Source organism: Plantibacter auratus (assembly GCF_050587365.1).
GTDB classification, from domain to species: domain Bacteria; phylum Actinomycetota; class Actinomycetes; order Actinomycetales; family Microbacteriaceae; genus Plantibacter; species Plantibacter auratus.
Genome location: NZ_JBOBFV010000002.1, coordinates 140674 through 166407 on the forward strand (window position 1 = coordinate 140674; position 25734 = coordinate 166407).

General features: G+C 71.3%; 24 protein-coding genes. 12 read left to right on the top strand and 12 right to left on the bottom strand.

All coding sequences use genetic code 11. The features are described from left to right. Positions 1 to 171 precede the first annotated feature (171 nt). From ACQ3HE_RS07775 to ACQ3HE_RS07790, 4 genes are read right to left on the bottom strand one after another with little or no spacing between them, the layout of a single operon-like run. Entirely contained in the window at positions 172 to 804 is a 633-nt protein-coding gene (locus ACQ3HE_RS07775) for a GNAT family N-acetyltransferase (protein ID WP_124768619.1), read from the bottom strand. A gap of 49 nt (positions 805 to 853) precedes the next feature. Continuing rightward, the gene (locus tag ACQ3HE_RS07780) at positions 854 to 1969 is read right to left on the bottom strand and encodes a lactonase family protein (RefSeq protein WP_274499344.1); all 1116 of its coding nucleotides are present in this window, start codon (positions 1967 to 1969) and stop codon (positions 854 to 856) included. A 42-nt stretch (positions 1970 to 2011) separates the two neighbouring features. Then, positions 2012 to 2305, bottom strand: coding sequence for a winged helix-turn-helix transcriptional regulator (locus ACQ3HE_RS07785; protein ID WP_079705009.1), 294 nt, complete (start codon positions 2303 to 2305; stop codon positions 2012 to 2014). A gap of 33 nt (positions 2306 to 2338) precedes the next feature. Next, complete coding sequence (locus ACQ3HE_RS07790) at positions 2339 to 3625, bottom strand: adenylosuccinate synthase (protein ID WP_064295554.1); 1287 nt, start codon at positions 3623 to 3625, stop codon at positions 2339 to 2341. A gap of 252 nt (positions 3626 to 3877) precedes the next feature. Here ACQ3HE_RS07790 and ACQ3HE_RS07795 point away from each other — a divergent pair, with 252 nt between their 5' ends. Next, positions 3878 to 4630 carry an HAD-IIB family hydrolase gene (locus ACQ3HE_RS07795; RefSeq protein WP_430892045.1) on the top strand — a complete coding sequence of 251 codons (753 nt, stop codon included), beginning with the start codon at positions 3878 to 3880 and terminating at the stop codon, positions 4628 to 4630. Between the two features lie 63 nt (positions 4631 to 4693). Here the strand turns inward: ACQ3HE_RS07795 and ACQ3HE_RS07800 are convergent, their stop codons facing one another. After that, positions 4694 to 5170, bottom strand: a complete 477-nt coding sequence (locus ACQ3HE_RS07800; protein ID WP_430892046.1) for a DUF3151 domain-containing protein — start codon at positions 5168 to 5170, stop codon at positions 4694 to 4696. A 125-nt stretch (positions 5171 to 5295) separates the two neighbouring features. Here ACQ3HE_RS07800 and ACQ3HE_RS07805 point away from each other — a divergent pair, with 125 nt between their 5' ends. From ACQ3HE_RS07805 to ACQ3HE_RS07815, 3 genes are all read left to right on the top strand, one after another. Continuing rightward, positions 5296 to 5991, top strand: a complete 696-nt coding sequence (locus ACQ3HE_RS07805; RefSeq protein WP_137242368.1) for a TetR/AcrR family transcriptional regulator — start codon at positions 5296 to 5298, stop codon at positions 5989 to 5991. Then, positions 5981 to 6637 carry an ATP-binding cassette domain-containing protein gene (locus ACQ3HE_RS07810; protein WP_064295550.1) on the top strand — a complete coding sequence of 219 codons (657 nt, stop codon included), beginning with the start codon at positions 5981 to 5983 and terminating at the stop codon, positions 6635 to 6637. Before ACQ3HE_RS07805 ends, ACQ3HE_RS07810 begins: the two co-directional genes overlap by 11 nt. Before the next feature lie 70 nt (positions 6638 to 6707). Beyond that, positions 6708 to 8585: a YhgE/Pip family protein gene (locus tag ACQ3HE_RS07815; protein ID WP_159877600.1), complete on the top strand. Its 1878-nt coding sequence runs from the start codon at positions 6708 to 6710 to the stop codon at positions 8583 to 8585. 430 nt (positions 8586 to 9015) lie between these two features. On the opposite strand, the gene ACQ3HE_RS07820 is transcribed toward ACQ3HE_RS07815, so the two are convergent. Continuing rightward, complete coding sequence (locus ACQ3HE_RS07820; protein ID WP_430892047.1) at positions 9016 to 9336, bottom strand: hypothetical protein; 321 nt, start codon at positions 9334 to 9336, stop codon at positions 9016 to 9018. 247 nt (positions 9337 to 9583) lie between these two features. Then, positions 9584 to 10189 (bottom strand): TrmH family RNA methyltransferase, encoded by a 606-nt coding sequence (locus ACQ3HE_RS07825; protein ID WP_430893076.1) that lies wholly within the window; start codon positions 10187 to 10189, stop codon positions 9584 to 9586. Between the two features lie 170 nt (positions 10190 to 10359). Between ACQ3HE_RS07825 and ACQ3HE_RS07830 the strand changes: the two genes are divergently transcribed. Together ACQ3HE_RS07830 and ACQ3HE_RS07835 are read left to right on the top strand one after the other, a co-directional pair. After that, positions 10360 to 11157 (top strand): HAD-IIA family hydrolase, encoded by a 798-nt coding sequence (locus ACQ3HE_RS07830; protein WP_079705004.1) that lies wholly within the window; start codon positions 10360 to 10362, stop codon positions 11155 to 11157. A gap of 61 nt (positions 11158 to 11218) precedes the next feature. Further along, complete coding sequence (locus tag ACQ3HE_RS07835) at positions 11219 to 12259, top strand: alcohol dehydrogenase catalytic domain-containing protein (RefSeq protein ID WP_430892049.1); 1041 nt, start codon at positions 11219 to 11221, stop codon at positions 12257 to 12259. Positions 12260 to 12283: 24 nt separating this feature from the next. Here ACQ3HE_RS07835 and ACQ3HE_RS07840 read toward each other — a convergent pair whose 3' ends face one another. The 3 genes from ACQ3HE_RS07840 to ACQ3HE_RS07850 all read right to left on the bottom strand — a co-directional run bounded on the left by ACQ3HE_RS07840 (position 12284) and on the right by ACQ3HE_RS07850 (position 18153). Next, complete coding sequence (locus tag ACQ3HE_RS07840) at positions 12284 to 15886, bottom strand: hypothetical protein (RefSeq protein WP_430892051.1); 3603 nt, start codon at positions 15884 to 15886, stop codon at positions 12284 to 12286. Further along, a complete protein-coding gene (gene pyrE, locus ACQ3HE_RS07845) occupies positions 15886 to 16434 on the bottom strand; it encodes an orotate phosphoribosyltransferase (protein ID WP_175116436.1) in 549 nt (182 codons plus the stop codon). The genes ACQ3HE_RS07840 and pyrE overlap by 1 nt, the downstream gene beginning before the upstream one ends. A 162-nt stretch (positions 16435 to 16596) precedes the next feature. Further along, complete coding sequence (locus ACQ3HE_RS07850) at positions 16597 to 18153, bottom strand: amino acid permease (protein ID WP_430892052.1); 1557 nt, start codon at positions 18151 to 18153, stop codon at positions 16597 to 16599. 239 nt (positions 18154 to 18392) lie between these two features. On the opposite strand from ACQ3HE_RS07850, the gene ACQ3HE_RS07855 reads away from it, so the two are divergent. The 5 genes from ACQ3HE_RS07855 to ACQ3HE_RS07875 all read left to right on the top strand — a co-directional run bounded on the left by ACQ3HE_RS07855 (position 18393) and on the right by ACQ3HE_RS07875 (position 23646). Next, positions 18393 to 19760, top strand: a complete 1368-nt coding sequence (locus ACQ3HE_RS07855) for a glutamine synthetase family protein (protein ID WP_430892054.1) — start codon at positions 18393 to 18395, stop codon at positions 19758 to 19760. Beyond that, entirely contained in the window at positions 19747 to 20589 is an 843-nt protein-coding gene (locus ACQ3HE_RS07860; protein WP_430892056.1) for a gamma-glutamyl-gamma-aminobutyrate hydrolase family protein, read from the top strand. The genes ACQ3HE_RS07855 and ACQ3HE_RS07860 overlap by 14 nt, the downstream gene beginning before the upstream one ends. Continuing rightward, entirely contained in the window at positions 20586 to 21950 is a 1365-nt protein-coding gene (locus ACQ3HE_RS07865; RefSeq protein ID WP_430892058.1) for an aldehyde dehydrogenase family protein, read from the top strand. Before ACQ3HE_RS07860 ends, ACQ3HE_RS07865 begins: the two co-directional genes overlap by 4 nt. A gap of 89 nt (positions 21951 to 22039) precedes the next feature. After that, on the top strand, positions 22040 to 22828 hold the full coding sequence (locus ACQ3HE_RS07870; RefSeq protein WP_201299371.1) for a 3-oxoacyl-ACP reductase: 789 nt from the start codon (positions 22040 to 22042) through the stop codon (positions 22826 to 22828). A gap of 53 nt (positions 22829 to 22881) precedes the next feature. After that, complete coding sequence (locus ACQ3HE_RS07875) at positions 22882 to 23646, top strand: FadR/GntR family transcriptional regulator (RefSeq protein WP_124768611.1); 765 nt, start codon at positions 22882 to 22884, stop codon at positions 23644 to 23646. A gap of 90 nt (positions 23647 to 23736) precedes the next feature. Here the strand turns inward: ACQ3HE_RS07875 and ACQ3HE_RS07880 are convergent, their stop codons facing one another. After that, entirely contained in the window at positions 23737 to 23859 is a 123-nt protein-coding gene (locus tag ACQ3HE_RS07880) for a hypothetical protein (protein ID WP_255376692.1), read from the bottom strand. 71 nt (positions 23860 to 23930) lie between these two features. Here ACQ3HE_RS07880 and ACQ3HE_RS07885 point away from each other — a divergent pair, with 71 nt between their 5' ends. Beyond that, positions 23931 to 24881, top strand: coding sequence for a LysR family transcriptional regulator (locus ACQ3HE_RS07885; protein ID WP_079704995.1), 951 nt, complete (start codon positions 23931 to 23933; stop codon positions 24879 to 24881). A 90-nt stretch (positions 24882 to 24971) separates the two neighbouring features. On the opposite strand, the gene ACQ3HE_RS07890 is transcribed toward ACQ3HE_RS07885, so the two are convergent. After that, entirely contained in the window at positions 24972 to 25670 is a 699-nt protein-coding gene (locus ACQ3HE_RS07890; protein ID WP_430892060.1) for a DedA family protein, read from the bottom strand. Positions 25671 to 25734: the final 64 nt, after the last annotated feature.

The window sequence follows — 25734 nt, forward strand, 5'->3', positions numbered from 1 at the left end:
TGTCGAAGGGCAGGGGTGACGCCGGGGACCGCCCTTCGACAAGCTCAGGGACCGGGCGGGGGTCTGAGGGACCGGGCGGGGTCTGAGGGACCGGGCGGGGGTCTGAGGGACCGGGCGGGGTCTGAGGGACCGGGCGGGGTCTGAGGGACCGGGCGGGGGCTCGCGGCCGCGTCAGCCGCGGAGGGCGACGGGGCCGGGGCTCCTGGCGAGGCGCTCCTCGAGACCGGCACGGACCTCCGGCCATTCCTCGGCGAGCACGGAGAACAGCGCGGTGGTCCGCCACGTGCCGTCGGCCCGCTGCTTGTCGCGGCGGATGAGCCCCTCGAACGTGGCCCCGAGGCGCAGGATCGCGGTGCGTGAGCGCTCATTGCGCTCGTCGGCCTGGATCTTCACCCGGCCGAAGCCCGCGTCGAAGGCGAGTCCGAGGAGCAGCAGCTTCGTCTCGGCGTTGACGGCGGTGCCCCACACGCGCGGGTCGTACGCGGTCCAACCGAGGTGGGCGGCCTCCCCCGGCTCGTCGAAGTCGCCGAGCGTGGACGTGCCGACGAGGAGCCCGTCGTGTTCGCCGCCGACGAGCCGGATGACGTAGGTGTTGCGCACGCCGGTCGTGAAGTACCCGTCCGCGAAGGCGTCGAACTCGGCCTGCGTCGTCGGCAACCCCGCAGGTCCGCCGCCGTAGCCGCCGGCGAAGACCTCCGGGTGCGCGATCGCCGTGAACAGCTCCGGATAGTGCGCGCTTTCCAGCGGTTCGAGGCGGATGGTCCGGCCGTCGATGGGACGGGGCTCAGGGCGTCGTGCGGTCACCGTTCCACCGTATCCGGTGGCGAGCGTCGCGCGAGGACCGGTCTCGCGGTCAGGCGAGGATGAGGCAGGTGGGCGAACCGGCGTCGAGCGTCCCGAGGAGCGTCGTCGGGACCCCCGTGCGCTCGTCTAGCCGGAAGCTCGCGATGGAGTTCGACAGCTGGTTCGCGACGTGCAGGAAGCGACCCGACTCCCGGTGGTGGCGCGGCATCGTCCCGCCGCACTCGACGTCGGCCACGGCCTCGACCCGCGAACCGTCGCCGGTGACGCGCAAGGTGGCGATGCGGTCGCTCCCGCGGACGCCGACGTGCAGCTGCTCCCGCGAGGCGGCGAGGCTGATCTCGGCACCCGTGTCCCCCTCGGACACGCCCTCCGACGTCGCGACGGTCGCCGCGAGGATGTGCCAGTGCCCGTCGGTGCCGTCGACACCGAGCGTGAAGACCTCGACCGAGTACTCGGTGATGACGTGGAGGTGCCCGCTCGGGTGGACGACGAGGTGTCGCGGACCCGTGCCGCGCGGGAACACGACGGTGTGGTCGAGCACCAACCGCGACCCACGGAGCTGCCAGATGCGGACCGTGTCGTGGCCGAGGTCGGTGGTCGCGATGCGGCCGTCCGGGAGGAGCGCTGAGGCGTGCGCCCGCGACGGTCGGGACGGCAGCGCCTCGCCGACAGCGGCCTCCAGCGCGAGGAGCGTGAGCGCGTCCTCGCCGGCGTCCGCGGACTCCGCCGCGAGCGCGGTGGGCGACGCCCAGGGGTCGACGGACGCCTCGCCGAGACGCGGGTCGCCTGCGAACGCCGCGTTCTCCGCGAGCGGCACCGTGACGACCCGTCCGTCGCCGTAGCAACTCGCGATGAGGACGTCGGCACCGGGGACCGTCGCGACGTGGCACACCGAGTCGCCGGCTTCGATGGGCTTGCCGAACGGCGCGAGCCCGAACTCGCCGGAGCGCTTGAACGCCTCGACGGCGCCGGTCGACTCGCTCGCCGCATAGACGATCGGCAGCGTCGGGTGCAGGGTCAGGAACGAGGGCGACTGCGCCTCCGACGACTGCACGAGGCGGAGGGTGCCCGCCTCGTCCTGGCGCAGCAGGCTGATGCCGGCACCGGTGCCGTCGGCCTCCGAGGTGTAGGAACCGAGCAGGAGGTAGGGGTTGTCGTCGCTCACCCCCACAGTCTCCCACCTGCGCCGTCTCGCACCGGCGTCCGCTCAGGAGATGCGGCGGGCGCGGACGCCTGCCGCGTACTCCTTCGGGGTCATGCCGATCGCCTCACGCACGATCCGGATGAGCGTCGCGCGGGTGATGCCGAGGGCGTTCGCCAGGGTGACCAACGAGAGGTCGGGATCGTCGTCGAGGGTCGCCAGGGCGCGCCGGACCCGTGGGTCGAGCGCTCCGGCGTCGCGCTGGGCACGCACCGCCGGGCGAGGCCTGACCTCACCGCTCGTGAGCTCCTCGACCGGTGGCAGCCCGGGCAGGGACGGCTGACTGGATTCGTCCACCATGGCGCGTTCGACGCTCGTCGTTCGCTGCTCGGGTCAGTCGACGAGGTCGTGACGCACGACGATCGCGTCGCGGCCGGGACCCACGCCGATCGCGGAGATGCGCGAACCGCTCATCGCCTCGAGCGCCAGCACGTAGTCCTGGGCGTTCTTCGGGAGGTCCTCGAAGCGGCGGACACCGGTGATGTCCTCCTGCCAGCCGGGGAACTCCTCGTAGATCGGGACGGCGTGGTGGAAGTCGGTCTGCGAGACCGGCACCTCGTCGACCCGGACGCCGTCGACCTCGTAGGCGACGCACACCGGGATGGTGGCGAGGTCGTCGAGGATGTCGAGCTTCGTCAGGACGAAGTCGGTGACACCGTTGATGCGCGCCGCGTACCGGGCGATCGGGGCGTCGTACCAGCCGACGCGACGCGGGCGGCCGGTCGTCGTGCCGAACTCGAAGCCCTTCGAGCGGAGGTAGTCGCCGGACTCGTCGAACAGCTCGGTCGGGAACGGGCCGGCGCCGACGCGGGTCGTGTAGGCCTTGACGATGCCGATGACGCGGTCGAGGCGGTTCGGGGCGACACCGGAGCCGGTGGCCGCACCACCCGAGGTCGCGTTGGAGGAGGTGACGAAGGGGTAGGTGCCGTGGTCGACGTCGAGCATCGTGGCCTGGCCACCCTCGAAGAGGACGATCTTGCCGTCGTCGAGCGCCTCGTTCAGGACGAGCGCGGTGTCCGCCACCATCGGGCGGAGTCGCTCGGCGTAGGCGAGGAGGTCGGCCACGATCTCGTCGACCGTGATGGCGCGGCGGTTGAAGACCTTGACCAGCAGGTGGTTCTTCTGGTCGAGGGCGCCCTCCACCTTCTGGCGCAGGATGTTCTCGTCGAAGAGGTCCTGGATCCGGATGCCGACGCGGTTGATCTTGTCGGCGTAGGCCGGGCCGATGCCACGGCCGGTGGTGCCGATCTGGCGCTTGCCGAGGAAGCGCTCCGTCACCTTGTCGATGGTGCGGTGGTACTGGGTGATGACGTGCGCGTTGGCGCTCACGAGGAGGCGCGAGACGTCGATGCCGCGGGCCTGAAGTGCCTCGAGCTCGTGGAACAGCACCTCGATGTCGATGACGACACCGTTGGAGATGACGGGGACGACGCCGCTCGTCAGGATGCCGGACGGCAGGAGGTGGAGCGCATACTTCTCGTCACCGATGACGACCGTGTGCCCCGCGTTGTTGCCGCCGTTGAACTTCACGACGTAGTCGATGCGGTCACCGAGCAGGTCGGTGGCCTTCCCCTTGCCTTCGTCGCCCCACTGGGCGCCGACGATCACGATTGCTGGCATCTGGATGCCGCCCCTTCCGGATTCTCGTGTGCCCGGCGGATCCGCTGGGGAACCACGCCCTGACAGGCCGGACGCCCACCCTCTGCGGGCGGGCGTCTCGTGCACGCACCCGTCCATCGTACCGGAGGAGGGTCACGGGCACCGAGTCCCAGGCTGCGCTCGATACCATGAGGGGATGTTCAGGCCTCGGGCGGCCGTCCTGCCTGCCGATCGCCCTCGACGACCGTCCTCTCGACCGACCGAACGGAACCCATGACCTCCCTGCCGCGCCTCGTCGCCTTCGACCTCGACGACACCCTCGCCCCGTCGAAGTCCGCGCTCGACCCTCGCATGGCCGAACTGTTCGTCGCGCTCCTCGAACGCACCTCGGTGTGCATCATCTCGGGCGGCCAGATCGTGCAGTTCCAGAACCAGGTGCTCGACCGGCTCGGAGCCGCGTCGCCCGAGGCCCTCGGCCGACTGCACCTCATGCCCACCTGCGGCACCCGGTACGACCGCTTCGACGGCTCCGCGTGGGTCACCGTCTACAAGCACGACCTCACCGACGATCAGAAGGCCCGCGCCATGGGCGCGCTCGAGACCGAGGCCAAGCGACTCGGCCTCTGGGCTGACGAGACCTGGGGACCGATCCTCGAGGACCGCGGCTCGCAAATCACCTTCTCCGCTCTCGGGCAGGCCGCGCCGGTCGCCGAGAAGACCGCCTGGGACCCCGACGGCGCGAAGAAGGAGTCGCTGCGCGCCGCCGTGCAGGCGCTGCTCCCCGACCTCGAGGTCCGCTCCGGCGGCTCGACCTCCGTCGACATCACCATGGCGGGCGTCGACAAGGCGTTCGGCATGACGCGGCTCGCCGAACACACGGGCATCCCGCTGGAGGAGATGGTCTTCGTCGGCGACCGTCTCGACGAGGGCGGCAACGACTACCCGGTCCTCGCGCTCGGGGTGCCGTCGGTGGCCGTGCACGGCTGGCAGGACACCGCGGCGTACCTGGAGTCGCTCGGCCTGTAGGGCGCCGGCCTGCCCTTCGACAGGCTCAGGGACCGGGGATGGAGCTCAGGAGCCGGGGAAGGGCTAGTCGGAGCCGAGGATGACGATCGCGGAGGTCGGCGGGGCCGCCGCCGCGACGAGGTACTCGATCTCCTCGGACGCCGTGGGGTCGGCCTCACGCAGGAAGGTGTCGAGGCGCTCGACCTCTTCGGTCTCGCCGATCGCCTTCGCGGAGCGGCGGAGCGCGTAGAGCGAGCGCAGCACCCCGCGGTTCGGCGCGTGCGACCACGGGATCGGGCCCTGACCGCGCCAGCCGGCGGCACGGAGCAAGTCCAGGCCGCGGTGGTACCCGACCCGAGCGGCCGCGTAGCCGGGGATCGGCGACTGGGGGTCGTGGACCGCGTCGGCGAGGAGTGCCCAGCCGAGCGAGGAGCGGGGGTGGGCCGCGAGGAGGTCCGCCAGCGCCTCGATCGAACCGACGGCCGCATGGAACTCGGCATCGGTGGCGCTGTCGTCCGGCAGCAGTGTCGGAGGGGTTGCCATCAGATTCTCACCGGTCATCGTTCAACCATAGCTCCGTTCCCGGGGCCCGGCGTGGGAGGAAGCTGGCAGCCCTCGCTGAGAGCTCGCCGTATCCGGCGACATCGATATTGCACACCGCTGTGCAAGATAGTACGATCGCTGTCATGACCACCACCCAAGCGCCTGCGAGCGGGTCGCGCGCCCCTCGACGCGACGCCGCCGAGAACCGGGTCGCGCTGCTCGAAGCCGCCCGCCTGGCGCTCCGCAGCGACCCTGACGCCAGCCTCGAGACCATCGCGGCGGCCGCCGGCCTCACCCGCCGTTCGGTGTACGGACACTTCGCCACGCGCGACGAGCTCGTGAACGCCGTCGTGGTGGCGGGGGCCGAGCGCGTCGCCTCGTCGATCACGGCCGTCCAGGGCGACGACCCGCTCACCACCATCGCGCTCATCGGCGACGTCCTCTGGGCCCAGGTGGACCACGTCCGCATCATGGCGCCGCTCGCCGTCCGCGGGCCGCTCCGCGCCGTCACGGCGGCCGCCCTCGAACCCGTTCGGACCCTCCTCCTCCGCACCGTCGAGGCCGGTGTCGCGGACGGTTCCATCCGCCCCGACATCGACGCCGGCGTGCTCGCCCGACTCGTCGAGAGCACGGCCGTCGGGGTGCTCGAAGAGGCGACCCGGTCCGGCCTCTCGACGAGCGCCGGCCGCCGCCTCGTCATGCTCGCGACCCTCGGGGCGGTCGGCCTGTCATGGCAGGACGCCACGGCGGTCGCCGACCGCGCCGACACCGAACACGCAGACACCCACCGCCACACCACCGGCACCGGTACGAACGAGGAGTCCTCCCATGCGCGTTGAACTCGACGGCGTCTCCAAGGGCAAGGGCGGCATCGTCCTCGAGCCGACCTCCCTCTCCTTCCGGACGGGCGAGGCGACCTTCGCCCGCGCCGAGACCGAGCAGCGGCCGACCGTCCTCGGCCTCATCGCCTCCGGCCGGATGAAGCCCGACACCGGGACCGTCCTCGTCGACGGAGCGACCGACCGCAAGACGATGCGCCGCGTGATCGCCCTCATCGACGCCCCCGACGTCTCCGAACCGGCCAGCGGCGTCGCGGTCTCCGGCGTCGTCGCCGAGGAGCTCATGTTCGCCGGCCGGGCGAGCCACCCCTTCGCCGTCGCGCGGTTCCTCGAGTCGCTCGACCTCGCACACCTCGCGAAGCAGCCGATCTCGACCGTCGCGCCGACCGACCGCGTGCGGCTCCTCACCGAGCTCGCCGTCCTCCGGGAGGACGTCACCGCGCTCGTCCTCGTCTCCCCCGACCGCCACGGCGGCGACCCGCTCGAGTGGTGGAACCTCGCCCGCAAGCTCGCCGCCCGCGGGTACGGCGTCCTCGTGATCGCCGGTGACGCCTCGGCGACCGCCATCAACGCCACCGCCGACGCCCCGGTGTCCGAGAACGCCACGGACGAACTCGTCCCCCTCTTCCAGCAGGACTGGTCGTGACGCACACCGTGCACCACGCCCGTCCAGCCCTCCCCTCATCCCGCACCACCCGTCCCCAGAAGGACCTCCTGTGAAGATCTTCGCGATGATCCGCGCCGAACTGTCCCGCCTGTGGGCCACGCCCATGTCGCGGCTCGCCCTCGTCGCCCTCATGTGCGTCCCGCTGCTCTACGGCGGCCTGTACCTCTGGGCGAACCAGGACCCGTACGCCAAGCTCGACCAGGTGCCCGTGGCGCTCGTCGTCGAGGACACCGGTGCGCCGGCGACCGACGACACCACCGGCGACGCGACCGGAGAGACGGAGAACTATGGCGACGACATCGCCGACCAGCTCATCGAGGACGGATCGTTCGCCTGGCACGAAGTCGGCGCGGCCGACGCCGCCCGGGGCGTGAACGACGGGACCTTCGACTTCAGCGTCACGATCCCCGCCGACTTCTCGACCTCACTCACCTCCGCGTCTGGCGACGCCCCGCAGCAGGCGACGGTCCAGCTCACGACCAACGACGCCAACAGCTACCTGGCGACGACGATCGGCGAGCAGGCCGTCAAGCAGATCAAGGCGACCATCGTGCAGACGGTGAACCGCCAGGCCGCGGGCCGGTTCCTCATCGCCCTCGACACGATCAAGACGAAGCTCGTCGACGCCACCTCGGGCGCGACGCAGTTGGCCGACGGCGCCCAGCAGGCCTTCGACGGTGCCGGGACGGCCCAGGCCGGCGCGGCGACCCTCGCATCCGGCACCGCGCAGATCGCCTCGGGGACGGCCAGCCTGCCCGCCCAGACCGACCAGCTGGCCTCGGGTGCCGAGCAGGTGGCGTCCGGGACCTCGACCCTCGCCGGCAAGGGCGACGAGGTCGGAGCAGCCGCCCAGCGGCTCGTCGACTCGATCCCCACGGCCCGCGCGCAGATCTCGCAGACCCTCGCGGAGAACGGCTTCACCCCCGAGCAGATCGCCCAGGTGCTGGCACTGCTCGACCCGGTGGCCGCCGACGCCACGACGGCGAACGAGCGCGTCCAGACCGTCGTGTCGCAGGTCGACCAGTTGAACAGCGGCGCCCAGCAGGTCGCGGGAGGTGCCCGGAAGCTGAGTGACGCGATGCCCGCGCTCGCCTCGGGGACGCAGCAGGCCGCCGACGGTGCCGCATCGCTGCAGACCGGCCTCACGAGCCTGCAGACGGGGCTCGGCACCCTCCGGGACGGCATCGTCACCCTCCGCGACGGTCTGCAGTCGGGCGCGGACGCCATCCCCGCGACCACGGCGGACTCCCGCGAACTCCAGGCCAAGACGATCGCCGATCCGGTCAAGCTGACCAACTCCTCCGTGACGAGCGCGGGCACCTACGGAGCCGGACTCGCGCCATTCTTCGTCAGCCTCGCCGCCTGGATCGGCATCTACGCGCTCTTCCTCATCGTCAAGCCGGTGTCTCGGCGCGCGATCACGGCGCTCCACAGCCCCATCAAGGTGACCGTCGCCGGTTGGCTCACGCCGGGCCTCCTCGGGACGATCCAGATGGTCGCGCTGTTCGGCATCCTCGCCGGCGCCCTGCACTTCGAGGTCCACAACCCGCTCGCGACCTACGGGATGATGGCGCTGGCGTCCCTCACCTTCGCGGCGATCATCCTGACGCTCAACGTGTGGTTCGGCAGTGTCGGGCAGTTCCTCGGCCTCGTGCTCATGGTCGCCCAGCTCGTCACCGCCGGCGGGACGTTCCCCTGGCAGACACTCCCGGCGCCGCTCGCAGCCCTGCATCACGTGCTCCCGATGTCCTACGCGGTCGACGGCATGCGCCAGTTGATGTACGGCGGACGGATGGACGCCGCCCTGCAGGACGCCGGGGTCCTGCTCGCCTGGCTGGCGATCGCGCTGAGCCTCTCGGCGATCGGCGTGACGCGGATGACGCACGCCAGGACGCTCCGCGACCTCCGGCCGAGCCTCATCGGCTAGGCACCGGTCGAGCGCGCAGGCGCCCGCGCAGGAGCGTCGTCCTCGGGTGGGACGACGCTCCGGCGCGTGCGGTACGCCTGCTGCGTGCGACGCCCATTCGGGTCGGGCATCGTTCGACGTCGGCGTCTGAGCGCCGCGTCGATCCGGGTTCGGGTCCGCCCGACAGCGTTGCACTCCCTTGAGTGATCGCGCGAACGCTCGTTCATGACGCGGAACGCGGCAGATTCTCTGGAACGTCGTCGAGCCACCGGACGGACCAGCCGTCGTCCGTGGCGGAGACCCTGCCGTCGTACCCCGGAAACACCGGAGGCCGCCGGGAGTGGGGGGACTCCCGGCGGCCACCGGTGCGACGGAACGGACGTGTTCCGTCTGGAGCGGCTGAGCGTCGTGGTTCGGGCCACGGCGACCAGCTGCGGGTGCAGCGCGCTGATCAGTTGGAGAGCAGCGACGCCTCCTCGCGCTGTTCGGCGAGCATCCGACGACGAGTCGCGAACGCGGCTCCGGCTCCCCAGATGAGGAGCGACGCGAACAACGCACCGGCCGGAGCGATGAGCTCGCCCGAGCCGGTCTGTGTCGCACTGATCGAGCTCGACGCCTCGTCGACCCGGGCGTCGGCCTGAGCCGGCGCGGCGACGCCGACGATGAGGGCGACCGCGAGGGCTGCGGGGACGGCGAGCGCGGCGATGCCACGGACCTTGGACGGGCGGGTTCCTCGTTCGGGCGAGGCTCCCAGGGCAGAACGGTGCGTCATCTTCGATTCATCCTTCGGGTGACCGCCGATTCGCACCGCACGGATTCGGGTCCGTGCGGTGGCCCTCGGTGGCTTCGGGTGCCGGAGGGATTCGGGTTCAGCGGTGGAGTGTTGCTCCGCTAGACAGTATGCCGGGCGGTGTCGGCACTTTGGGGGACCAGGGGGCCAATTGAGGGAATCTTGAGGTGTTCCTGAGGTAGGCGCAGCGCTGCCGTTGGAAACCACCCGCGGACGGGGGCCAACCCGATCAGGATGCGTCGAAGGAGACGTGCTGCATGACCCAGGCGTGCATCGCGACGGCCGCTGCTGCGGACGCGTTGATCGATCTCGTCGACCCGAACTGGGTGATCTCGAGCACCGCATCGGCCGCGGCGAGCGCCTCCGGCGAGAGCCCCGGCCCCTCCTGTCCGAAGAGGAGGAGGCACCGCTCGGGAAGCCTGAACGTCTCGATCGGGACCGATCCCGGCACGTTGTCGATCGCGATGACCGGCAGCTCGGCCGCCGACGCCCAGGCGACGAGCGCCGCGACGTCGACGTGGTGCTCGACGTGCTGGTAGCGGTCGGTCACCATGGCTCCGCGTTTGTTCCAGCGACGGCGTCCGACGATGTGGACGGTGTCGGCGGCGAACGCGTTGGCGGAGCGCACGATCGACCCGATGTTCATGTCGTGCTGCCAGTTCTCGATGGCGACGTGGAACGGGTGGCGGTGGTCGTCGATGTCCGCGACGATGGCCTCCATCGACCAGTACCGGTAGCGGTCGACGACGTTCCGGGTGTCGCCGTCGCGGAGCAGCTCGGGGTCGTACCAGGGGTCGTCCGGCCACTCCCCCTGCCATGGACCGACGCCGGCCATCGGGCTCTTGGCCTGATCAGGGCCGACGACCGGGTCGACCGGGTGGAGCGGGGTCTCTGGCACCAGCCAACCCTACCCGCGCCGTGCCACACTGGAGGTCCGGGCCCGACGCCGCGCCACCCCCGCGGCGCAGCGCTCGCGCAGCCCGCACGGAGCACCTGGAGGAACGCATGTCACGACGCGACGAGGTCGAATGCTGGCTCACCGACATGGACGGCGTGCTCGTCCATGAGAACCACGCCCTCCCTGGTGCCGCAGCGCTCCTGCAGCAGTGGCAGGATCAGCGGACGCCCTTCCTGGTGCTCACCAACAACTCGATCTTCACCCCCCGCGACCTGAGCGCCCGACTGCGCGCCTCCGGGCTCGACGTGCCCGAGGAGTTCATCTGGACCTCCGCGCTGGCGACGGCCGCCTTCCTGGCCGAGCAGGAGCCGGGCGGCTCGGCGTTCGTCATCGGGGAGGCCGGGATCACCACGGCCATCCACGAGGCCGGCTTCACCATGACGGAGACGAACCCCGACTACGTGGTCGTCGGCGAGACCCGCAACTACTCGTTCGAGGCCATCACCAAGGCGATCCGCCTGATCGCCGGCGGCGCGCGCTTCATCGTCACGAACCCGGACGCGACCGGACCGAGCAAGGACGGCCCGCTTCCGGCGACCGGCGCCATCGCGGCCCTCATCACGAAGGCCACCGGCATGGAGCCGTACGTCGTCGGCAAGCCGAACCCGATGATGTTCCGATCGGCGCTCAACAAGATCGGCGCCCACTCGGAGAACACCGGCATGATCGGCGACCGCATGGACACCGACATCGTCGCGGGCATCGAGGCCGGTCTCCACACGATCCTCGTGCTCACGGGCATCAGCGACGAGGCCGAGATCAACCGCTACCCGTTCCGTCCGAACGAGATCCTGAGCGGCGTCATCGACCTCGTGAAGACGGAGCCCGTCGAGGTCGAGATCTAGGCCCTCCCGCCACCACCAGCCCCACCGATCCACTCCGCCCCGCCACGCACCGAGGACTCCCATGCGCGCCGTCGTCTACGACCAGTTCACCGCCGAGCCCGAGGTCCGCGACGTCCCGGATCCGGTGCCGTCCGACGCCGGCGTCGTGGTGCGGGTGGAGACCACGGGGCTCTGCCGGAGTGATGCGCACGGCTGGCTCGGGCACGACGACGGCATCGCCCTCCCCCACGTGCCCGGCCACGAACTCGTCGGGCGCATCCACGCCGTCGGCCCCGCCGTCGAGCGGTTCCGCGTGGGCGACCGCGTCACGGTGCCCTTCGTGTGCGCGTGCGGACGCTGCGCCCAGTGCCTCGCCGGGAACGGGCAGGTCTGCCCGAACCAGACCCAGCCGGGCTTCACCCATTGGGGGTCCTACGCGGAGCTCGTCGCCCTGCACGACGCCGACGTGAACCTCATCCCGGTGCCCGAGTCCCTCGACGCCGGCGCCGCCGCCCTCCTCGGGTGCCGCTTCGCGACGGCCTTCCGCGGGCTCGTCCACCGCGCCGGGCTCCGCAGCGGGGAGCGCCTGCTCGTCGTCGGCTGCGGCGGCGTGGGGCTGAGCGCGGCCATGATCGGCGTCGCGCTCGGTGCCGAGGTCATCGCCGTCGACATCGACGCCTCTGCCCTGGCGCGTGCGGCGTCGATCGGCGTCACGCACACGATCGACTCGAGCGGGCTCGACGAGGCCGCCGTCCTCGCTCGCATCGCCGAAGCCGCGCCGGCGGGCGTGCAGGTGTCGGTCGAAGCCCTCGGGCGCGAGTCCACGATGCGCCTCAGCCTCCTCGCGCTGGCACCGATGGGCCGTCAGGTCCAGATCGGGCTGTTCTCGAGCGAACCGACCCTCCCGCTGCCGCGCATCATCTCGCAGGAGCTGTCGCTCCACGGCAGCCACGGCATGCCGGCGTCCGACTACTCGGAGCTGCTCGACCTCGTCGCGAGCGGCGCGCTGCGCCCGCAGGACCTCATCGAACACCGCATCGGCCTCGACGAGGCACCGGCAGCACTCGCCGCCCTGGCGTCCGGCGACCGCTCGACGGGCGTGACCGTGATCGACGTCGCCTGACCCGCGACGTCGTCAGGTGCGTCGTCAGACGGTGTCCGGGGCTCCGGCCGTCGACCACCCTGCGGACACGCTCGGCATCGTGGCGTCTGCACCCGCACCGGCCGCGTTCGCGGCACCGACGAGCGTTCCGAAGTAGAACGCGAGCAGGAGCAGGACCGCGGCACCCAGGCCGACGACCGCCCAGAGCAGCGCCTTCGGGATGCCCTGATCCGCGTGCTCTCCGCGGTATTCGGGGAGATCGCGATCGGGAGCGGACTGCGTGGCCTGAGGCGGCAAGGTGGCGCCGACGATACCCGCAGCCGCGGCCGGGGTCGTGAGCGCGCTCGCGCCGTCGAGTTCCGGGAACGCGACCGTCTCGCCGGGGAGCGCGGCCGGGGCCGTCTGCGGCACGTTCGCGACCGGCCCCTGCGAGGGGACGGCCGCGGCGTGTGCGCCGAAGACGGAGACCGAGGCGGGGATCACGGGTGTGGGCGCGGTGTTCGAGGCGACATCGGGCTCGGCCACCGGGGAGGTGTCCGCAGCGTTGTCGTCGTCTCCGGCAGCGTGGGCCCCGGTTCGTCGTGACCCGCCGGTGTCGTCGTCGGCGTCCGCGCCGTCGACATCGGTACCGTCGGCGGCGACGAGGCCCGGGATGGGGGCGAGCGGGAGATCAGGGTCGGCGATCGCGTCGGCCTGGAGCGACCACCCACCCTCGGCGGCGAAGGCGTCGGCGAGCGACCGTGCCGAGGCCGCCTCGGCCGTGGCGGTGGCGTCTGGCTGCTCGGACGGGGCGACCGTGGCCGTGTCGTCGACCTGCTCGGTGTCGGCGGGCGGTGTGGCAGCCGGCCCGCCAGTCGCGGCGCCATTGGCCGAGGCGATCTGGACCGCATCCGTGTCGGGTCCGAGGTCGAACAGCGACTCGAGCCGCAGCTCCTCGCTGACCGGCTCGGGCTCACCGACCGGCTCAGGGCCGATCGAGCCCTCGTCGTCGAGTGGGGCATCCGATGCGGCGGCATCCGTGGTGGGATCGGTCGCACTGTCGGCGACTGCGCCGTCCGGCACGAACGACGGAAGCGGTGTGACGCCCGCTGCAGCGAGTGGGACGGCGTCGAACTCGACGATCTCCTCGTCGAACTCGTCGTCGAGCTCCTCCGGGTCGACGGCGAACACCGGGGTCTCTGGAGCAGGAGTATCGGTGACGGGGGTCGGTGCCGTCTCGGGAGCGGAGTCGGCGTCGAGGTCGGCCGAGGTCTCCGTGTCGTCGGTGTCGTCGCCCGAGCCGAGCCCGGAAGCGGCGCCCGCAGCGGTTGCGGCCTCTGCGGCGGCGAGGCCACCGGCCGCGACGGCTGCATCGAACCCGCCGAGCGACAGCGTCGGGAAGAGGTCGACCGTGTCGTTCGCGGCGGGGGTGATCGGTGCGGCGTCCGGCGCGGAGCTGTCGGTCTCGGTCGCGTCGTCGGTCCAGCTGGCGAACTCGTCACCGGGTCCGTCGACGAGCGGACGACCGAGCGTGACGGCGGCGAGGCCCGGAGCGAAGGGCTGGACGTCGCCGGCGATGAACGCGGCATCGGGCACCTCGCCCTCGAGCGCGAGCTCCGAGGGGGACTCCGCGCTCACGGCTGACGACTCGGCGCCCTCCCACTCCACCGGCGGAACCGGGATGGGCTGGGTCGTGGGAGCCGCGTGCACGAGCGGGTCGAGGGCGTCGTTCGGCGCGAGGTCCCACACGAATGGCGCGGTGCCGAAGGGGCTGACCGTGGGTTCGGGTTGCACGCCGTCGAGGGAGATGAGCTCCGTGATGGAACGCTCGGCCTTCGGAGTCGGCGGGCCGAAGGCTGGTGGGACGTCGGCGGCGCCCGTCGCGGCGTCGTCGACCGACGCATCGTCACGGCCGGGCTGGGCCTCGGCGTCGGTGTCGGATGTCGGCGCCGGAGGAACGGCTGCTGCTGCGGCTGCGGCACCCGCCAGGGCAGAGAAGCCCGGACCGCCGAGGCTGTCGAACGGCCGCGTCTCATCGAGCGGCTCGGCATCGACGTCGGGGACCGTCTCGGGCCACGGGACGTCGGCTGGTGAGGTCGGCTCCGCTGCGCTCGCGGGCGACGCCGCTGCGACCGTGTCCCAGCGGAACGGTGCCGCGGGGGTGATCGGTTCGGAGGCGACGATGCCGTCGGATGCGGGCTCGGGGTCCGAGTCGGTGGTCGGCTCGACCGGCTCGCTCGCGGACGGGGACGTCGCCTCATCGGTGGCGGCGACGGCGACGGACTCGTCCGCGGTGTCGAGCTGCTGGGGCGCCTCGTCGACCGGCTCAGCGTGCGGTTCCTCGGACGGCTGCTCCTCCGGTGCCGCCGGCGCGGCGCCGAACGTCGCACCGAACGGTTCCGTCAACCAGGCCAGCGGATCCGTGCGCGGCGCGGAGGCCTCGGCAGTCGCCGGCTCGGCGGTCCAGACGTCGTCGGTAGCTGCTTCGTCGTCCGGGGCTTCGTCGAGTCCTGAGTCGGCGGGCGCCGAAGCATCGATCGTCGTGTCACGGACCTCGACGGTCTCGCCACCGAGGACGTCGTCGCCGAACGTCTCGGAGAGACTCCAGGAGCCCTCCGGGAGATCGTCGTCCAGCTCGGTGTCGGGCGTCGTCGCGGAGCCTGACGGCACATCGTGGTCCGCGGCGGGCGGCGTCGGCGTCACCGGCGGGCCGGTGGGCGGCAGCGGTGCGGCGGGCGTGCCGCCGGCGGGCGTCGCGGCGGTCTCCTCCGCTTCGACCGCGGCCCAGGCCGCCGGGTCGTCGGCTGCGAGGGCTCGGGCCGTGGGCAGGACGGCCGTCGAGACGTCCTCCGCGGCCACTGGAGCGGCGTCGGTGTCGTCGCTGCCGCCGAGGCTCCAGGGCTCGTCGTCGACCGGTGGCAGGACGACCGGGTTCGTGGGCGCGGGCCGGAAGGTGCCGGCGGGCGCGTGCTGGAGGACGGAGTCGGTGTCGACCGTCAGCTCGTTGCGGGCGGGCGGGACCGGCGATGCCGGGGCAGGGGTCGGCGGGACGACCGGGAGTTCGAGGGCGTTCGGGTGACGCAGACCCTCCGACCGGACGGGAGCAGCCTCCGGCATCGGGTCGGCCGGGGCTGCAGGCGTGGCGGGTGCTGCTGGCTCCGCGCTAGGTGCATCCGGCGTCGGCGGCGCCGAGACCGGTGTCGGGTCGTCGGCCGGGTTCGGCACCTGGCTCTGCCACCAGGCGAGGAGTTCGGCCTCGCTCGCGAACTCACCGGGACCGGTGGCCGGGGCGGCGGGGGTCGGCTCGACGGCAGCGGGCAGCGGCTCGACCGGAGCCCGCGTCGGCTCAGCGGCCGGTGGAGCCACGGGCGCATCCGGCACGGACGGCGCGGACCACTGGGGCTCGGCCGGGACCGGCGCGGTCACCGGCGAAGCAGCGGCCTGGGCATCGGCGTCACCGACGACCGGGAGGACACGCGTCCGGTCGTCGTCGTCGACGGGCACCGGAGCGACGGCTGCCGACGGCTGCTCGTCGATCGCGTCGGTGTCGGGCTGCGTCTCGATCGCCTCCGTGTCGTCGGCGTCGAGCTGCGAGAGCAGCCAATCGGTTCCGTCCGCGGGTTCGTCCGGCAGCCCGGGCCCGCCGCGTCCGGTTCCGTCGCCGGACATCAGACGAGTCCCAGGTCTTCCAGGCCGATCGCGGCCAGATACTGGTAGCCCGCGGCCTCGATGATCTCGCGGGCGCCGGTCGCGCGGTCGACGACGACGGCGACGGCGACCACCTCGGCTCCGACCTTCTCGAGCGCTTCGGCCGCCTTGAGCGGTGAACCGCCGGTGGTCGAGGTGTCCTCCAGCACGATCACGCGCTTGCCCTGGAGGTCTGGGCCCTCGACCTGCTTGCCGCGGCCGTGGTCCTTCGGCTCCTTGCGGACGACGAACGCGTCGTAGGTGAGGCCGCGCGCGGCACCCTGGTGCAGGATCGCGGCGGCGACGGGGTCGGCGCCCATGGTCAGGCCACCGACCGCGAAGACGTCGGGGACGTCGGCGATGAGGTCGATCATGACCTGCCCGATGAGGGGCGCGACGCGGTGATCGAGGCTCACCTTGCGGAGGTCGACGTAGTACGTCGCTTTCTTGCCGCTCGTCAGGGTGAAGTCACCGTGGAACACGGCTTCCGCCGAGATGTGGTCAATGAGCTGAGCTCGTGCGTCCGTCACGTCGACGAGTCTACAAGCTGTGACCCCCATCGCCGCAGTCGCCCGGATGGGGGCGTTCCGCATCCCCGACGCAGGAGAGCCCCGGCGTGTCGGGCACGACTCGCCGGGGCTCGGGGACGCCACGCCGCCACCGTCCTGCGTCGGGGCGGCTGCGTCCGGGGGTCAACGCACGGTGCCGGAGCCCGGGTCCTCGGGACGGTCGGCTGCGAGCAGCTCCGCCTCGGTCGCGCCGCCGTAGCCCTCGGTCTCCGGGTCGCCGTGCAGGCCGCCCGAGACCGCGTACTCCTCCTCCGGTGACATGACGAGCCGGTGGCGACCCCAGACGGCGAAGGCGACCAGCATCACGACGTACACGACGACGATCGCGATGATCGCGGGGAGGAACGTCGGGTTGAGCAGGAAGCCGACGAAGATCAGCGCGGCGATGACGGCCGCGATGACCGCCCCCGGCACCCCCCACGGACTGCGGTAAGGCCGCTTGGCGTTCGGGAACTTCTTCCGCAGCAGCAGGAACGCGATCATCTGCATGAGGTACGCGAGCACCGCACCCCAGACCGCGATGTTCAGCACGATCGCCCCGGCGACGCCGCCCGATCCGCCGGCCGCGTCGACGATGAGCAACGCGATGAACCCGATGATCGCCCCGGCCACGAGGGCGACCCACGGCGTCTGCCGCTTGCCGGTGAGGGAGAGGAACCGCGGGTAGTACCCGGCGCGGGACAGCGAGTACATGTTGCGACCGTAGGCGAACATGATGCCCTGCAGCGAGGCGAGGAGCCCGATGAGGGCGAAGAGGGCGAGGACCGCCGCCGCACCGTCACCGACGATGGCCCGGAAGCCGTCGAGCAGGGGCTCCCCTGCCGTCCCGGTCGCCTCGGCACCGATCACGCCGGTGTTGAGGAAGAGGACGAGGAGGCCGGTCACGATGAGCGTGCCACGAGCCCAGAACCCGGCCTTCGGGATGTCGCGCACCGGGTTGTGGGACTCCTCCGCCGCGAGCGGCAGCTCCTCGATGCCGAGGAAGAACCACATCGCGAAGGGCAGGGCGAACAGGATCGGGAGGACGCCGTGCGGCAGGAACTCGGTCTGGCCCGCGTCGGGGGCGATGTCGAACAGGTTGGCCCAGGCGAACTGGCCGGAGAAGATCGCCATCGCGGAGAAGACGAGCAGGATGCCGATGGAGATGATCGAGACGACGATCGCGAAGCGGAAGGAGATGCTCGCACCTGCGGAGTTCAGCGCGATGAACGCGACGTACAGGATCGCCCACCACACGGGCGACGGCATGGAGAAGCCGAGCAGCTCGCTCGTGATGGCGTCGGCGTAGGAGGCCGAGAAGTACACGATCACGGCCGTGGTCGCGACGTACTCGATGGTCTCCGCGAGGCCGGTCACGAACCCGCCGAGTGGTCCCATCGCCGCTCTCGCGAAGGAGTAGGCCCCGCCGGTGTGCGGCATCGCCGCGGCCATCTCCCCGATCGAGAAGATCATGCCGTAGTACATCGCGACGAGGATGACGAAGGCGATGAGCATGCCGCCGAACCCGGCGAAGTCGATGCCGAAGTTCCAGCCGGAGAAGTCGCCGGAGATGACCGCCGCGACGGCGAGGCCCCAGAGGCCCCACACCCCGGCGGACCGCTTCAGGCTGCGTTTCTCGAAGTACCCCTCGCCGGCCGCGGTGTAGGTCACCCCGGAGATCTTGCGCGTGTCGTCAGCCATCGATGCGTCCTGTCGCTCGGGTTGCGCGCTCGTCGGGCTCGCACAACGTCCTCAGATTCGGTTGGCCCGACTCTAGGACCTGCAATGGTCGCGTGTACATACCTTTGTGGGGAAATCCATCTCGGAAATGCTTCGATCCACTGGAGGCGTTGTGATGTAATGGTCGGGTTCACGACCTTTCAGTTCTCCATCGAGGCAGAACGCCGACGACGGGTCCCCCGGATCAACGAGGAGCTGCCATGCACCCACGCTCAGGAAACCTGACGCTCGAGGAGCTCACGACGGCCGTCGCCGCGCGCGAGATCGACACCGTGATCCTCGCGTTCACCGACATGCAGGGCCGACTCGTCGGCAAGCGCGTCTCGGCCCGCCTCTTCGTCGAGGACGTCGCCGAGCACGGGGCGGAGTGCTGCAACTACCTGCTCGCGGTCGACGTCGAGATGAACACCGTCGACGGCTACGCGATGTCGAGTTGGGAGCGCGGCTACGGCGACATGGCGATGATCCCCGACTTCTCAACCCTCCGCCTCGCGCCCTGGCTGCCGGGCACGGCCATCGTCACCGCCGACCTCCAGTGGCTCGACGACGCCCCGGTGGTCGCTTCGCCCCGTCAGATCCTCATCGCCCAGCTCGAACGGCTCGCCGAACGCGGCCTCGTCCCGTTCGTCGGCACGGAGCTCGAGTTCCTCGTCTTCGACGACACCTTCCGGGAGGCCTGGGCGAAGGACTACACGAAGCTGACCCCCGCCACCGACTACAACATCGACTACGCGATCCTCGCGTCGACCCGCATGGAGCCGTTGCTGCGCGACATCCGCAACGCCATGGACGGTGCCGGCATGTACTGCGAGGGGGTCAAGGGCGAGTGCAACCTCGGGCAGCAGGAGATCGCGTTCCGCTACGACCACGCCCTCGTCACCTGCGACAACCACTCGATCTACAAGAACGGGGCGAAGGAGATCGCCGACGCCCACGGCAAGAGCCTCACGTTCATGGCGAAGTTCGACGAGCGCGAGGGCAACAGCTGCCACATCCACATCAGCCTCCGCGGCGAGGACGGTTCGGCCGTGTTCGCGGACCCCGACGCGCCCGACGGCATGTCGAAGCTCTTCCGGCACTTCCTGGCCGGGCAGCTCGCCGCGATGCGCGAGCTGACGATGTTCTTCGCCCCGAACATCAACTCCTACAAGCGCTACGTCGACGGCAGCTTCGCCCCGACGGCCGTCGCCTGGGGACACGACAACCGCACCTGTTCACTCCGGGTCGTCGGCCGGGGGCTCGGCATGCGCGTCGAGAACCGGGTGCCGGGCGGCGACGTCAACCAGTACCTCGCCGTCGCCGCGCTCATCGCCGCCGGACTGCACGGCATCGAGAACGAACTGGAGCTCGAGGACCCGACCAGCGGCAACGCCTACACGGGCGGCGCGCCCCGCGTCCCGACGTCGCTCCGGGAGGCGGCCGAGCTCTTCTCGCAGTCGACGATCGCCCGCGAGGCCTTCGGCGCCGAGGTCGTGGACCACTACCTGAACTTCGCGAAGGTGGAACTCGCCGCCTTCGACGCCGCGGTGACGGACTGGGAGCGGGTGCGCGGCTTTGAACGCCTCTGACCCGAACGTCTCAGCGACGGACCCGCCCGTCTCGAGCGCCCCGCTCATCGGCATCACGACCTACCTCGAACAGGCCCAGACCGGGGTGTGGGACGTCCCGGCGTCCTTCCTGCCGAAGGTGTACCTCGACGCCGTGACGGATGCGGGTGGGATCGCGGTCCTCCTCCCACCCCAGCCGGTCACCCGTGCCGTGGCCGCATCCGTGCTGGCGCGGCTCGACGGCCTCATCGTCTCGGGTGGCGCCGACGTCGACCCCGGCCTGTACGGGCAGGTCGCCCACCCGCGCACGGGTCGGCCACGGACCGACCGGGACGCCTGGGAGGAGGCGCTGCTCACGGCGGCGATCGACGCCGAGCTGCCGTTCCTCGGCATCTGCCGTGGCGCGCAACTGCTGAACGTCGCGCTCGGCGGGACGCTCGTCCAGCACCTCCCCGACCTCGTCGGCGACGACTCCTTCCAGCCCGGCGAGGGTGTCTTCGGGCCGAAGACCGTCGCGATCGACGCCGACTCGCGGCTGGCCGCGCTGCTCCGGCAGGACGACGACGAGCTCGACGTGCACGTCTACCACCACCAGTCGATCGACCGCGTCGCCGACGGACTCGTCGTCACCGCCCGCACCGAGGAGGGCGTCATCGAGGCGGTCGAGCTGCCGACGGTCCCCTTCGGTCTCGCCGTGCAGTGGCACCCCGAGGAGGAGACGGCCGACCGGCGTCTCTTCGCCGGGCTCGTGGACGCCGCGCGTCGACACCGCGACGACGGGACCACCGCAGGACTCAGCACCAGCACCAGCACCACACCCGGCACCGAGAGCAGGAGCACCGCACTGTGAGCTACACGATCCTCAATCCGGCCAACGAACACGTCGTCACGACCGTCGAGCACCTCGACCTCGCCGAGACGGACGCCGCCATCGCCCGCGCCGCCGTCGCCCAGCGGTCCTGGGCGGCCGTCAGCCCCGCCGACCGCGCCCAGGCGCTCCGCCGCTTCGCCGCATCGGTCGACGCCGACCGCGAGCACCTCGCGAGCCTCGAGGTCGTCAACTCGGGCCACCCCATCACCCAGGCGCGGTGGGAGGCCGGTCACGTCCGCGACGTGCTCGAGTACTACTCGGCGTCACCCGAACGGCTCTTCGGTCAGCAGATCCCCGTCGCCGGCGGCATCGACCTGACCTTCCACGAACCGCTCGGCGTCGTCGGCATCATCACCCCGTGGAACTTCCCGATGACGATCGCCGCCTGGGGGTTCGCGCCGGCGCTCGCGGCGGGGAACGCGGTGGTCCTGAAGCCCGCGGAGTGGACGCCGCTGACGAGCATCCGCCTCGGGGAACTCGCCCTCGAATCCGGCCTGCCCGAGGGCCTGTTCCAGGTGTTGCCTGGCCGCGGGTCGGTCGTCGGCGAGCGCTTCGTCACGAACGAGACCGTCCGGAAGGTCGTCTTCACCGGATCGACCGCCGTCGGCAAGCGCATCATGGCCGGCGCGGCCGAGCAGGTGAAGCGGGTCACCCTCGAACTCGGCGGCAAGAGCGCCAACATCGTGTTCGCAGACGCCGACCTCGAACGCGCGGCCGCCGCCGCCCCCTACGGCGTCTTCGAGAACGCGGGCCAGGACTGCTGCGCCCGGAGCCGGATCCTCGTCCAACGGAGCGTCTACGAGCGGTTCATGGAGCTGTTGGAGCCGGCCGTGCAGAGTGTGGTCGTCGGCGATCCGAACGACGAAGCCACCGAGATGGGGCCACTCGTCTCCGCTCCGCACCTGGCCGCTGTGCGCTCGTACGTGCCCGAAGGCGCGCCGGTCGCCTTCACCGGGAGCGCCCCGGACGGCCCGGGGTACTGGTTCGCGCCGACCGTGCTGACGCCCGGCCGCGACGACCGCACCGTCCGGGAGGAGATCTTCGGTCCCGTCGTCGCCGTCCTGCCCTTCGAGGACGAGGCCGACGCCCTCACCCTCGCGAACGACACGGAGTACGGCCTCTCCGGCTCGATCTGGACCCGCGACATCGGCCGTGCGATGCGGGCCGCTCGAGCGGTGGAGTCGGGCAACCTGTCCGTCAACTCCCACTCCTCCGTCCGCTACTCCACCCCCTTCGGCGGGTTCAAGCAGTCGGGTCTCGGGCGCGAGCTCGGTCCCGACGCGCCGCTCGCCTTCACCGAGACGAAGAACGTCTTCCTCGCCGTCGACCCCGGTCCCTGAGCTTGTCGAAGGGCCGCACCACCCCGGATCCGAGCACCACCCCGGAACCTGAGCTTGTCGAAGGGCGGGGCAGAGAGAAAGAGCACCACATGACCATCACCCCCATCGACCTCACCCAGCGGCTCGCCGGGAAGGTCGCCGTGATCACCGGCGGCGCGAGCGGCATCGGCCTCGCCACCGCGAAGCGCTTCGCTGCTGAAGGCGCGACCGTCGTCATCGGCGACCTCGACCCCACGACCGGCCAGGCGGCGGCCGAGCTCGTCGGTGGGCTCTTCGTCCAGGTCGACGTGACCGACCAGGCGCAGGTCGACCACCTGTTCGACACCGCGGCCGAGACCTACGGCTCGGTCGACATCGCCTTCAACAACGCCGGCATCTCCCCACCCGACGACGACTCGATCGAGACGACCGAGCTCCCGGCCTGGGAGCGGGTGCAGGACGTGAACCTCAAGTCGGTCTACCTGTGCTCGCGCGCCGCCATCCGCCACATGGTGCGGCAGGGGAAGGGCTCGATCATCAACACGGCGTCGTTCGTCGCCGTCCTCGGTTCGGCCACCTCGCAGATCTCGTACACGGCGTCCAAGGGCGGAGTGCTCGCGATGAGCCGCGAGCTCGGCGTGCAGTTCGCGCGGCAGGGCATCCGCGTCAACGCCCTCTGCCCGGGTCCCGTCAACACCGCGCTGCTGCAGGAGCTCTTCGCGAAGGATCCGGTGCGCGCGCAGCGGCGACTCGTGCACATCCCCATCGGTCGGTTCGCGGAGCCCGAGGAGTTGGCCGCCTCCGTCGCCTTCCTCGCGAGCGACGACTCGTCCTTCATCACCGGGTCGACGTTCCTCGTCGACGGTGGCATCTCCTCCGCCTACGTGACACCGGAATGAGCTGACGACATGCCCGGGCTGGGGACGCGACCCCGGGGAAATAGACTGATCCGATGAGCGAGACGCGGAAGGGCGACGAGGCGACCGAGGTGCTCAGCGCCGAGCTCCTCCTGCGTCCGGGCCGCGCCGGGAACGCCTTCGAGGAGACCGTCCAGCGGCTCCTGCAGTCCATCCGCCTCGGGCTCATCGAGCCGGGCGGCCGTCTACCTGCCGAGCGGGAACTCGCGACGATGCAAGGGGTCAGCCGAGACACCGTGCGGGATGCGATCGCCGCACTCACCGAGGCCGGTTACCTGACCTCGCGGCGCGGGCGCTACGGCGGGACGTTCGTCATGGACGAGCTGCCCGACGACGAGGCGATCAACGCGGCCGACTCCCCCGAGGTCGGCCGGGTCACGATCTCGGCGGCGGAGATCGAGGACACGCTCACGCTCCGCAGCATCCTCGAGGTCGGTGCAGCCCGCGAGGCGGCGCAGTGCAAGCTCTCCGGCGCCGACCGCGAACGCCTGTGGCAGGCGCTCGGAGACTGCCGGGACGCGGCGCCCGCCGACTACCGCCGCCACGACTCCCGCCTCCACCTGCTCATCGCGGAGCTCGTGGGTGCCCCCAGCCTGCTCCCGCTCGTCGCCGAGTCACGCATGCGGGTCAACGAACTCCTCAACGGCATCCCGCTGCTGGCCGTGAACATCGCGCACTCCGACGAGCAGCACGAGCGCATCGTCAAGGCGATCCTGCGCGGTCACCCCGAGGAGGCGGCGCAGGCGATGGCCGAGCACGTCGCCGGCTCCGAGGCGCTCCTCCGCGGCTTCCTCGCCTGAGCGCCTGTCGCGGCGCGGACATGGAACGACCTCCCGGCGACGAGTCGCGAGGAGGTCGGATGCGCCGGCCGGGCCGGCGGGTGCGAGGTCCTAGAAGGACTTCGGGTAGGTGCGGGCCGGGATGGCACGGTAGCCGTCGCGCTTGACGACGACGACCGATCCGACGGCTGCACTCGCAGCGAGGAGGGCGATGATGCCGAGATAGATGGTCATGGTTCTATGAAACGCCTGTCAGCCGTGAAGCACAAGCGAACAATACTGACGCTACTCGGTAGCATCGCTACATGGATGTCCGCCGACTCGACCTGCTTCGCGAACTCGCCGAGCGCGGCACGGTGCACGCCGTCGCCGAGGCCACGCATCGGACCCCGTCCGCGGTCTCCCAACAACTCAAGGTCCTCGAGCGCGAGGCCGGCCTGCCGCTCACCGAACGGCGTGGTCGCGGCCTCGTCCTCACCGACGCCGGCCGGGCTCTCGCGGCCAGCGCCACGGACGTCGCCGTCGCGATCGAGCGGGCGACGAGCGTGTGGGACGAGTACCGCAACCGTCCGATCGGCACCGTCACGGTCGCGACCTTCCCCACCTTCGGGCAGATGGTCGTACCCGCCGTGCTCCGCACGCTCGAAGCGGTACCCGGCCTGCGGGTCGTCGTGAGCGACCGAGACCCCGACCTCGAGGACTTCCCCGACCTGGCGGCCGACTTCGACATCGTCATCGCGCAGGCGATCAGCGGCGAGCGCAACTGGGTCCGTCGCGGTCTCCGCATCACGCAGCTGCTCTCGGAGCCGCTCGACGTCGTGCTGCCGGTCGGGCATCGCCTCAGCGGCCAGACCGTCCTGACCCCGGCGGACCTCGCGGACGAGTCCTGGATCGGCGTGCCGGTCGGCTATCCGCTCGACCGCCTGCTCCGCAGCATCGAGGCCGAATCGGGCGGCGAGCTCCGAGTGGTGCAGCGGGTGAGCGACAACCGCATCGCCGAGGCGATGGTCGCGGCGGGGCTCGGTATCGGCCTCCTCCCGCGATACACGGCCAGCGGTCCGGAGCGCGGCATCGTCCTCCGTCCGCTCGCGGGGCTCGACGCGACGCGTCGGATCGTCGCGCTGTCGCGTCCCGACCGCGCCGAACGGCTGGCGGTGCGGACCGTCCTCGACGCGATCCGCGTGGAGGCGCAGTCGGTCGCCGCTTCGCACACCGCGCCGGAGCCCGAGGAACTCACCACGCCCCGCTGGGTGTGAGCGGGACCGTTCGCAGGAGTCCGTCGGTGCGCCGGTGGCGGCGACGACGGACACACCGCAAGAGTCCTGAGAACGGTCCCGCGGCGCCGGTCAGCCCTCGGCCCGACCGGCGCCGCTGCGCTCCCGGCGGTACCGCTGCACGCCGCGCCAGACCGCGACGCCGACGGCGATCACGACGCCTGCGATGACCACCTTCTGCAGGATGCCCGCGTACTCCTCGACGATGTGCCACTGCTCGCCCAGGAAGAACCCGGCGAGCACGAAGATGGTGTTCCAGATGGCGCTGCCCGCGAAGGTGAGCAGGGTGAACCGCAGGACCGGCATGCGTTCGACGCCGGCGGGTACCGAGATGAGGCTCCGGAAGATCGGGAGCATCCGCCCGAAGAACACCGCCTTCGAGCCGTACTTCTGGAACCAGGCCTCGACGCGGTCGACGTCCTCGACGTGGACGAGCGGGACCCGCTCAGCGAGGCGGCGCATGCGGTCACGTCCGAGGACGGCGCCGATCGCGTAGAGGGCCAGCGCACCGATCACGGAACCGGCCGTCGTCCAGATGAGGACCTCGACGAGACCGAGCTTGCCCTGACTGGCGGCGAATCCGGCGAGCGGCAGGATGATCTCGCTCGGCAACGGCGGGAAGAGGTTCTCGAGGGCGATGGCGAGCCCGGCTCCCGGACCACCCAACGTCTCCATGAGGTCGACCGCCCAGTCGGCGACTCCTCCGAGGGCACTGTCCCCTCCGGTCGAGGCTGCGGACAGGCTGAACGTGGCGGCGGTGGACGTCGTCATACCCTCGACGCTACGCGACACCCGCTCGCCATCCCTGGGAACCTCCGCTCAATCCCCCACCCGT

What these genes read in the sequence shown, in the direction of transcription:
- ACQ3HE_RS07820 (WP_430892047.1), bottom strand. Translation starts at nt 9,336, where the DNA reads ATGACGCACCGTTCTGCCCTGGGAGCCTCGCCCGAACGAGGAACCCGC.
- ACQ3HE_RS07850 (WP_430892052.1), bottom strand. Translation starts at nt 18,153, where the DNA reads ATGGCTGACGACACGCGCAAGATCTCCGGGGTGACCTACACCGCGGCC.
- ACQ3HE_RS07825 (WP_430893076.1), bottom strand. Translation starts at nt 10,189, where the DNA reads ATGGCCGGCGTCGGTCCATGGCAGGGGGAGTGGCCGGACGACCCCTGG.
- ACQ3HE_RS07835 (WP_430892049.1), top strand. Translation starts at nt 11,219, where the DNA reads ATGCGCGCCGTCGTCTACGACCAGTTCACCGCCGAGCCCGAGGTCCGC.
- ACQ3HE_RS07880 (WP_255376692.1), bottom strand. Translation starts at nt 23,859, where the DNA reads ATGACCATCTATCTCGGCATCATCGCCCTCCTCGCTGCGAGTGCAGCC.
- ACQ3HE_RS07890 (WP_430892060.1), bottom strand. Translation starts at nt 25,670, where the DNA reads ATGACGACGTCCACCGCCGCCACGTTCAGCCTGTCCGCAGCCTCGACC.
- ACQ3HE_RS07875 (WP_124768611.1), top strand. Translation starts at nt 22,882, where the DNA reads ATGAGCGAGACGCGGAAGGGCGACGAGGCGACCGAGGTGCTCAGCGCC.
- ACQ3HE_RS07870 (WP_201299371.1), top strand. Translation starts at nt 22,040, where the DNA reads ATGACCATCACCCCCATCGACCTCACCCAGCGGCTCGCCGGGAAGGTC.
- ACQ3HE_RS07785 (WP_079705009.1), bottom strand. Translation starts at nt 2,305, where the DNA reads ATGGTGGACGAATCCAGTCAGCCGTCCCTGCCCGGGCTGCCACCGGTC.
- ACQ3HE_RS07790 (WP_064295554.1), bottom strand. Translation starts at nt 3,625, where the DNA reads ATGCCAGCAATCGTGATCGTCGGCGCCCAGTGGGGCGACGAAGGCAAG.
- ACQ3HE_RS07795 (WP_430892045.1), top strand. Translation starts at nt 3,878, where the DNA reads ATGACCTCCCTGCCGCGCCTCGTCGCCTTCGACCTCGACGACACCCTC.
- ACQ3HE_RS07855 (WP_430892054.1), top strand. Translation starts at nt 18,393, where the DNA reads ATGCACCCACGCTCAGGAAACCTGACGCTCGAGGAGCTCACGACGGCC.
- ACQ3HE_RS07840 (WP_430892051.1), bottom strand. Translation starts at nt 15,886, where the DNA reads ATGTCCGGCGACGGAACCGGACGCGGCGGGCCCGGGCTGCCGGACGAA.
- ACQ3HE_RS07885 (WP_079704995.1), top strand. Translation starts at nt 23,931, where the DNA reads ATGGATGTCCGCCGACTCGACCTGCTTCGCGAACTCGCCGAGCGCGGC.
- ACQ3HE_RS07805 (WP_137242368.1), top strand. Translation starts at nt 5,296, where the DNA reads ATGACCACCACCCAAGCGCCTGCGAGCGGGTCGCGCGCCCCTCGACGC.
- ACQ3HE_RS07800 (WP_430892046.1), bottom strand. Translation starts at nt 5,170, where the DNA reads ATGACCGGTGAGAATCTGATGGCAACCCCTCCGACACTGCTGCCGGAC.
- ACQ3HE_RS07810 (WP_064295550.1), top strand. Translation starts at nt 5,981, where the DNA reads ATGCGCGTTGAACTCGACGGCGTCTCCAAGGGCAAGGGCGGCATCGTC.
- ACQ3HE_RS07830 (WP_079705004.1), top strand. Translation starts at nt 10,360, where the DNA reads ATGTCACGACGCGACGAGGTCGAATGCTGGCTCACCGACATGGACGGC.